Source organism: Acinetobacter sp. GN11 (assembly GCF_054823985.1).
On record NZ_JRVL01000202.1, the window covers coordinates 1 to 9,074 of the forward strand.

Consider the following 9,074-nt stretch of genomic DNA (forward strand, 5'->3'; position numbering starts at 1 on the left):
TGAATGTACCGGGTGAGCAAGAATACCGTAGCCGTGGTGTTGCATACTGCCCACACTGTGATGGTCCATTGTTTAAAGGCAAACGTGTGGCGGTGATTGGTGGTGGTAACTCAGGTGTTGAAGCTGCAATTGACCTTGCAGGGATTGTTGAGCATGTGACTTTGGTTGAGTTCGACACAAAACTTCGTGCAGACCAAGTTTTGCAAAACAAACTGCATAGCTTGCCAAACACAACTGTGATTATGAATGCCTTAAGTACAGAAGTATTAGGTGACGGATCACAAGTGACTGGTCTTAAATATAAAGACCGTGCAACTGATGAAGAGCATGTGATTGAGCTTGCAGGGATCTTTGTCCAGATTGGTTTATTACCAAACACTGACTTCTTGAAAGACAGTGAGCTTGAGTTAACCAACCGTGGCGAGATCATTGTAAATGATCGCAACGAAACCAATGTGAAAGGTGTGTTTGCTGCGGGTGACTGTACTACGGTTCCGTACAAGCAAATTATTATTGCCACAGGTGAAGGTGCAAAAGCTTCGCTTTCTGCCTTTGATTACATCATCCGTTCTGGACAATAAAATTTAGATCCAGAAACAAAAGAGCCAAAGGTTATCCTTTGGCTCTTTTTATTTTTATGGTTTATATAAACCATGTTCGACTAAATGCTCTCGTAAAATACGACGCAGTTCTAAAACGGCTTGCGGCGTTAACTGAATTGAATGTCCACCTGGAAGAACCTTCTCAGATTTGGCACCCTCTAAGTGAGCACTCTTATAGGGAACGATACCATCTGTAATTACGTTTGGATCATCGCTCTTGGTGATATTTCCCATAATTGAGTGAAAAACCAAGCCCTTATGAGGATTAATATTTTCTGTGAGCTCCATAAATTTGGACTGATGACTCAAATCACTCGGTCCATTTTGAATTAAACCACTATCAATATTACTCAAGAAATCTTTAACATCTAAATTTTCGGTTGTGAGTGAGGTTGCTACAGCCGACAAAAATGCACCAGGTAAACGAATAATTTTACGCGCTGCTAATGTAAACCAGCGATCTGCATAATCTGTACCTCGATGAGGAGAAGCCAAGAAAATTGCACGATCAAAATTATTGATTGAATGCATTTGCAATCGTTCAGTAACCATTGGATGTTTCTTAAAGCGATTTTGCTGACGTGTCGTCATTAGCTCTAAAGCAGGCTTGGTAATATCACCATCACTGACCAGTAAGCGGCTAATAATACCCCCCATACTATGGCCCACAAGAACAGCATCATGTGCAGCAGGGTCACTAGGATTCAAAGAACCAAAAGCTTGCTTAAGAAGGGCATAAGTTTGGAAACGGCTTTCCAAAATCGGCATATTGGTTGAATAAAAAACTTGCCAAACTTGATAGTTATCTCTTAAAACCGTGTCACCCATAACATCATTGGTCAAAGCAATCCATGCCTCAGGACTACTTGCTAGCCCATGCACCAACACAATAATTTTTTTGTTTGGGTTGTATGGCTCAAGCATATAAAGATGAGGCATGGTCAAGTGCTGATCACGATCAATCAGACTTAAATAAGCTGCCACACCTAAATTATTTTCGGCTAACCATAGACCATAAGGTGCAGAGAAGTTGGCAGCTAGAGGATATTGCTTACCAGCTACATTAATATTATCGGTGCGATAAGGGTCGTAAACGCGAATCACGAATTCAGAATTATTAATAATTTCTTCAACAGTGGTCGCATGTTTTGGTTCAGCGACAATCGTTGCAGCCAAATAACGTGCATGATGGATATTGGGGTTAACACCATTTTTATAATTGTATTTAAGCGGGTCTAGGATATATTCATTAATATCTTCTTTTCCTGAGCTAGGAAAAACCGCCACAAATTCAGAGCCAAAACCATCGCGGCGGTTAATGGTTCTTAACCCTGAAAAATTTAAATTATAACTAGAAATTAACTTTTCTAATTTTTGACCCGTTAATTGTCGATGAAATTCAAAATCAATCGAATAGACACTTTTACCAATTTGAATTTGGGGTTCAACACCATTTTTTTGAGGGTATCTCAAATCATAAATACCGACCATTTTGGCAATTGCCTGATTATAGAAGTCCCGAATTTGGACTTGTCTATTATCAAAAATACGGTCGGTAGGTTGACGCTTCGTTGAAAATAAATAGGCGTAACTATAACGAATACTTTTATCGAGTAAATTTAATTGCTGATCTAAACAATCATCATATTTACTTTGAATATTGGTTTGTTCTTCTTCGGACTTATGTTTAGTAAACCTACTAATTTTACAATCTGAAGAATCTGATAAGGCCATTGCTTTTGCCAGATACATTTCACTTGCAGCTGATAAAAACTGTTCATCTAAAATTTGAGGAAGTTTTTTGAGTTGATTTACACAGTTATCAGGGGTGTCCGTACAAACTTTAGCTTCCTGACCAGACATTGATAAAACATTCAGGCTTGCTTCGCTGAGTTTATCTTGTGTAAGAATACTATTGCGTTCATTTGCAATAGTTACATTCAAAGCTTGCTGTTTAACATTAACGACCTGACAACCACTCAGAATTGAACCGAGTAGTATGACCGTCAATAGTGTTTTGCTTCTTTTTATTGAAAACATTATGGTCAAAATATAGTGGCTCAATGGTAGGTAGATCATACAAATTTTAAAATATTTTTCAAATGATCAAATAAAAAAAAGGGCTGTCAAAACAGCCCTTTTTTAACTAATTAAACTTATTTTTTAGATGTTGCAGTAGAGTTAGAAGGAGACATTGCAGGGTTAGTTAAAACTTGCCATACATTCCAACGACCTTGTTTTTCAATTTCTTGAATTAAACGATCTGCAATTTCCGATTCATCTGGATATTTAACTTTATAATTTTTAAGCGTCTGGATCGCATTTTTCTTTTGCTCCATTGCAATATAATTATTTGCAGCAGCTAGATATGCTTCTTGAACATTACCTTTAATTGCTTTATCTAAATATGGAATAGCTTCACGTTGGCCACCACCTTCAGATAAACCAAAACCGAACCAGAAGTTTGCTTCTGCGTCATCTGGGCTAATTTTTAAAAGTCTTTGAGCATATTCTAAAGATCTAGTGGTGTGAACGGTACCTAAATCAAGGTTACGTGCAAGAACACTTGCTTTAAAAGCGCGAAGCAAAATATCAAATGATGCATTTGGGTTTGCAGCAAGTGTATCAAGTTGCTGTGTTACTTCCTTAAGTTTACTTTCGAAGCCTTTACGTTCTTGACGGTCAGTGAAGCGAGGCGGGTAGTGACGAGCTTTGCCTTCAACTAACTGTAAGAAGTCATCAATACTGGTAACATCAATTTCATTCTCACCAGCTAAAACTGCGTATTTCATTGAACGCTGTGAATTATTCACAGTCGGAACAATCAGTTTATTGGTGTCGAGCGTAAGCTGTTTGGTTGGATCATCTTGACGATTAACCACCATTTTCGTTACTGGCTGTGCAGCAGCGTCTTTTAGCGCAACTTCAAATGCTGGCGGTTGATCGTAGTTAAAAGGATTTAGTGCATAAAAAGGAGGAGTAAGCTCTGGTTCCTTGAAAACAAAAGGCTCAATTTTTTGTTGTTTTACTGGTGCCATTGTACAAGCTGTTAAACTTGAGGTCGCAAGGATGATATACGCCAAAGGCTTAAAATTCATAGGATCTTCCGTTCATTTTAGTAAAGTCAGATTTGGTAGTGGTAAGTCTAGGAAAAGCTAAACCGACATGCAAGGGGAAGCGTGTTACATTATGAATCAAGAATATTACGTTTTTGATATCTTGTTTTGTGCCCCACATTCACGACGCACTTCTTCAAGAATTTTTAGCTCTTCGTCACTAAAAGGTTGTTCATCTTGGCTTTCTTTTTTGAAGCTAGGGTCTAGCTCTGATAAACGCTGACATAAATTATTCATACGTGTTTCATTGTGCTGAATACGATCAAGTAAAACGCGCATACCTTCTAAAATAGGGTCTGACTGATCAGCAGTTGTCGCATATGGAGCAAACCCAATACTTTGTGCATAATCACGGCGACGTTCTTCATCTTTATTTTTGTCGGCATCTTTATAAATATATCGTGCAGGGTTTCCTACAGCAGTCACACCAGCAGGAACAGCTTTGGTCACTACAGCATTTGAACCGACTTTGGCACCTTTACCTACGGTAAATGGACCCAAAATTTTCGCACCGGCACCAACAACCACACCGTCTTCTAAAGTTGGATGGCGTTTACCAGTTTTCCATGTGGTACCACCTAAGGTAACACCATGATAAAGCGTAACATCATCACCAATTTCAGCAGTTTCACCAATCACAACACCCATGCCATGATCAATAAAAAAACGCTTACCGATTTTAGCGCCAGGATGAATTTCAATTCCAGTTGCAAAACGGCTAAATGAAGAAAGTAGGCGAGCTGCACCTTTACAGTCTTTTTGCCATAATTCATGTGCAACACGATGCATCATAATTGCATGAATACCGGGGTAAGTCGTAAGAACTTCTAGTGTATTGCGGGCAGCAGGATCTCGCGCAAATACAGCCTTTATATCTTCTTTAAGCTGCTTAAGCATTGGGTTGATCCTCCTTGTCAGATAATGCTTTTTTCCATTTACCGCTTGTTAAAGCTTGCACGCGACTAAAAATACCGCGAAGTAAATGATATTCCATACGATCTAATTGTATACGACCAAATAAACGACGCAAGCGTAAAGGTAATAAACGTGGATTTTCTGGATCTAAAAATTCAATTTCAGTCAGCATTTTTTCAAGATGAGGATAAAACTCTTCCATTTGTTGCTGAGTCACCAAAGGTTCATCCCATTGCATGCTTTGGCCTTGCACTAATGGCATTTCATCAACATTCTGATCGACTTGCTCTTGCTCAAGAGCAGACATGCGAAGTTCGTAACATACAACTTGAATCGCTTGCGCAACATTTAACACGCCATAGTCCGGATTTACAGGAATCGTTAAATGGTAATTTGCCAGTGCTAATTCTTCGTTAGTTAAACCACGGTCTTCACGGCCAAAAACAATAGCAATTTGTTGTCCCTGAGTAGTTGCCTTAATGGCTTCTTTAGCCGCGGGTCTCACATCGAGTAAAGGCCAAGGAATAGTGCGACTACGCGCACTTGTTCCAAATACTAAATGACAATCTTTAATCGCATCTTCTAAGGTGTTTACAATCTCAAGATGTTCAAATAAATCTTGGGCACCCGCAGCAAGCGCTTGTATATCTGGATGAGGATATGTTTTTGGTGCTACGAGAACTAATTTAATTAGTCCCATTGTTTTCATGGCACGTAAAGCACTGCCAATATTGGCAGGCAAAGTCGTATTTACCATGACAATACGCACTTGTGCTAATTGTTTTGACACGGTGGTGTGGTCAAACGAACTCATAAGATTTCCAGAAATTACGAATATTGAGAAACTTCGCTTTGGTATAAATCCAATGCATCGTCCATAGACATACCCGCAGGAGGTGAAGCAACAGCATGTGGACGAACAGGGTCTGCTGCTTTAGCTGCTTTCGACTTTACTTGATATTCAATATAGATATTATCTTTACCAAAATAATCTCTGAGTTTAGCAAGTAATTCGTCTAGAGGAGCGACTTTCCATTGCGGACCAAACTGAAGTTCGGCTTGAGCATAGGGTTGATCAATCTGTAACTGTAGAGTGATATGTTGATGCATATCTACATTGCAAAATGGCAAGATCATGTTTTGTAGATCTTTTGCCAATGTTGGCTGCATGAACTCTTCTGTTAATTTGATTTGAATACTGTTAGCACGTTTTTGTCTTATTTCATTTAACGTGAAAGCCTTGGTTAAACGTCCCATTGGACGATCAAAGCCTTCTCGTTCATAGATTTCGCCTTCGAAAACTACAACACGTTCAACTTGAACGATATCTTTAAAACGTTGGAAGCGTTCATGGTTACAGCTGACTTCAATACGTGCTGTACCGTCATCTAGTACAATAACCACACGGTTCGGGAAGTTTGCGACATCAATGACCAAACCGGCATAAACCGTTGTAACACCACGACGTGTAGCGGTAATTTCATTTAGTTTTACGGGAATAAAAGATTTGAGTTCTTGTCGGTAAACATCAATTGGATGTCCCGTTAAATATAAACCAAGTGTATCTTTTTCGCCTTTGAGACGAACCTCATCACTCCAAGGTTTTACTGGTTTAGCTGGCTTACGCTGAACTTCTTCAACCTCACCAAATAAATCCATAATACCGCTTTCACGGTTACTTCGAGCTTGATCGGCAGCTTGAACAGCTTCAGGCAATTGTGCCATTAAGCTTGCTCGTTCAATTCCCAAGCAATCGAGTGCACCCGCGCGAATTAAAGCTTCAAGAGTACGTTTATTGATTTTCTTCAAATCAATACGATGGCAAAAATCGAATAGATCTGTATACGGACCAAATTGTCGACGAGAGTCAATGACTGACTGCATTGCTTGTTCGCCAACGCCTTTAATAGCACCTAAACCGTAAACAATCGTTTTATCATTACTTGCATGGAAGTGATAAGTCGACATGTTGACTGATGGTGGTAAGACCTCAAGATTATTATTTCGGCAGTCATCAATCAAGAATACAACACTGTCCGTGTTCTGCATCTCCGATGTCATTACCGCTGCCATAAACTCAGCAGGGTAATGCGCTTTTAACCATGCTGTATGGTAGGCAACCAGTGCATAAGCAGCAGCGTGAGATTTGTTAAAACCATAGCCTGCAAACTTTTCCATATAGTCAAAGATATGGTTGGCTGTGCTTTCATCAATCCCTTTTTCAGCAGCACCTTCTAAGAAAATTTGGCGCTGCTTAACCATTTCTTCGGGTTTCTTTTTACCCATTGCACGGCGTAATAAATCTGCACCGCCTAGTGTATAACCTGCACAGATCTGTGCAGCTTGCATCACCTGTTCCTGATAAACCATAATCCCGTAAGTTGGTTCTAATACACCTTCTAAAAGAGGATGAAGATATTCAAAATCTCCGCCATGCATACGGTGAATAAAGTCAGGAATCAGGTCCATTGGACCTGGACGATACAATGATACGAACGCAATAATTTCTTCGAATTTACTTGGACGCGCCTCTTTAAGCATCCGTTTCATGCCGACGGATTCAAACTGGAATACCGCTGTTGTATTTGCATCGGCAAACACAGAGTATGCTTTAGCGTCGTCTAGAGGAACATGCAAGATATTGAGTTGATCATTACTGTCGCGGTTTTTATTAATATTTTGGATCGCGTCTTCAATAACGGTTAAGTTACGTAAGCCCAAGAAGTCGAACTTGACCAGACCCGCTGCTTCTACATCGTCTTTATCATATTGAGCAACACGGTTTGTTCCATCTGCATCACAAAGTACAGCCGAGAAATCGGTAATTTTACCGGGTGCAATGACTACACCTCCGGCATGTTTACCTGTATTTCGGGTTACACCTTCTAATTTTAATGCCATTTCCCAGATTTCGCTTGCATCGTCGTTATCTGGGTTAGATGGATTGGTCACAATATCTTTAAGCTGAGGTTCCATATCAATAGCGGTAGCTAAATCTACACCGAGCGGTTTGGTAGGCACCATTTTTGAAATACGGTCAGCTAAACCATAAGATTTACCCAATACACGCGCAACGTCACGGATTGCGCCTTTTGCTGCCATGGTTCCGAAAGTTGCAATTTGTGAAACGGCTTCGCGACCATAAGTACGTGATACGTAATCAATAACGCGGTCACGTCCGGCAATACAGAAATCGACGTCAAAGTCAGGCATCGATACACGTTCTGGGTTCAAGAAACGTTCGAAGAGTAGATCGTAACGAAGAGGGTCAAGGTCAGTAATTTCTAAGCTATAGGCGACTAATGAACCTGCACCTGAACCACGACCTGGCCCGACAGGAACACCATTACTTTTTGCCCATCGAATGAAGTCCATGACGATGAGGAAGTATCCTGGGAAACCCATTTTCAGGATAATACCAACTTCATAATCAATTCGTTCATCGTAAGGCTTACGTATCTCTGGCCAATCCTCACCGCGTTTTTCAACAGGATAAAGATAATTTAAGCGCTCTTCCAAGCCTACTTTAGATAAATGTTCAAAATAACTGTCGATGGTAAAACCATCTGGAATTGGATAGTCAGGTAAAAAGTAAGTGCCGAGTTGCAGTTTAACGTTGCAGCGTTTAGCAATATGATAGGTGTTCTCGATAGCACTAGGAATATCAGAAAACAATTCGATCATTTCATCTGAGGTTTTAAAGTGCTGCTCAGGGCTATACGTCCGTGGACGGCGATTATCTGCTAGTACATAACCATCAGCGATACAAACACGTGCTTCGTGTGCTTCGAAATCTTCTTTTTCTACAAAGTGCACATCATTATGTGCAACGACACCAATATCATATTGTGCAGCAAGTTTAGCTGCTTCTTGAATAAAGTCTTCTTCACCAGGACGGTCGGTACGTGTTAAAGCAAGATAAACACGGTTACCAAACTTTTCGAGCCATGCTTCTAAAAGGGGAGCAGCTTTTTGCGGGTTAGATGAACAAAGCATCTGACCAACATCACTGTGCTGGCCAAGTAAAACAATAATATCTTGATGCTGTTCAAGTACCCATTCTTTTTGTACACATGGAATACTGAGCTGTTGTCCTTCAATAAAACCGCGTGAAACGATTTCGGTGAGACTTTTCCAGCCAACATCACTCATTGCAAGTAAGGTTGCACGGTGTTGAGCATCATCAAGGCGAATTGTGCTACCTAAAAGAGGCTTAATACCTTTTTTTAAACAAGCATTATAAAATTTTACCGCCGCATGGAGGTTAGAGAGGTCAGTTAATGCCAACGCTGGCATTTGGTCTTTAACCGCAGCATTGACCAAGTCAGGTATGCGAACTATCGACTCTGTAATCGAAAATTCTGTATAAATACCTAGATGAACAAACTGCATAAACCAATCCTTAATGCGACCGAAGCATAGTTTAACACGCAAAGTTAAA

At 40.1% G+C, this 9,074-nt stretch carries 6 protein-coding genes; 1 reads left to right on the plus strand and 5 read right to left on the minus strand.

The genetic code is table 11. The annotated features are described in order from the left end of the window. A partial coding sequence (locus NL42_RS15840; protein WP_461313461.1) for an FAD-dependent oxidoreductase occupies positions 1 to 581 on the plus strand: 581 nt, incomplete at its 5' end. 54 nt (positions 582 to 635) lie between these two features. Here NL42_RS15840 and NL42_RS15845 read toward each other — a convergent pair. From NL42_RS15845 to dnaE, 5 genes are all read right to left on the minus strand, one after another. Beyond that, entirely contained in the window at positions 636 to 2,642 is a 2,007-nt protein-coding gene (locus tag NL42_RS15845; protein WP_461313462.1) for an esterase/lipase family protein, read from the minus strand. A 116-nt stretch (positions 2,643 to 2,758) separates the two neighbouring features. After that, positions 2,759 to 3,700: an ABUW_2363 family tetratricopeptide repeat lipoprotein gene (locus tag NL42_RS15850; protein WP_461313463.1), complete on the minus strand. Its 942-nt coding sequence runs from the start codon at positions 3,698 to 3,700 to the stop codon at positions 2,759 to 2,761. A gap of 105 nt (positions 3,701 to 3,805) precedes the next feature. Continuing rightward, the gene (cysE, locus tag NL42_RS15855) at positions 3,806 to 4,615 is read right to left on the minus strand and encodes a serine O-acetyltransferase (protein ID WP_056479448.1); all 810 of its coding nucleotides are present in this window, start codon (positions 4,613 to 4,615) and stop codon (positions 3,806 to 3,808) included. Further along, complete coding sequence (locus NL42_RS15860; RefSeq protein ID WP_461313464.1) at positions 4,608 to 5,447, minus strand: RNA methyltransferase; 840 nt, start codon at positions 5,445 to 5,447, stop codon at positions 4,608 to 4,610. The genes cysE and NL42_RS15860 overlap by 8 nt, the downstream gene beginning before the upstream one ends. 14 nt (positions 5,448 to 5,461) lie before the next feature. Further along, complete coding sequence (gene dnaE / locus NL42_RS15865; protein WP_461313465.1) at positions 5,462 to 9,025, minus strand: DNA polymerase III subunit alpha; 3,564 nt, start codon at positions 9,023 to 9,025, stop codon at positions 5,462 to 5,464. Between the last annotated feature and the right edge of the window lie 49 nt (positions 9,026 to 9,074).

Coding starts and splice junctions, on each gene's coding strand:
- NL42_RS15845 (WP_461313462.1), bottom strand. CDS start 2,642: ATGTTTTCAATAAAAAGAAGCAAAACACTATTGACGGTCATACTACTC.
- cysE (WP_056479448.1), bottom strand. CDS start 4,615: ATGCTTAAGCAGCTTAAAGAAGATATAAAGGCTGTATTTGCGCGAGAT.
- NL42_RS15850 (WP_461313463.1), bottom strand. CDS start 3,700: ATGAATTTTAAGCCTTTGGCGTATATCATCCTTGCGACCTCAAGTTTA.
- dnaE (WP_461313465.1), bottom strand. CDS start 9,025: ATGCAGTTTGTTCATCTAGGTATTTATACAGAATTTTCGATTACAGAG.
- NL42_RS15860 (WP_461313464.1), bottom strand. CDS start 5,447: ATGAGTTCGTTTGACCACACCACCGTGTCAAAACAATTAGCACAAGTG.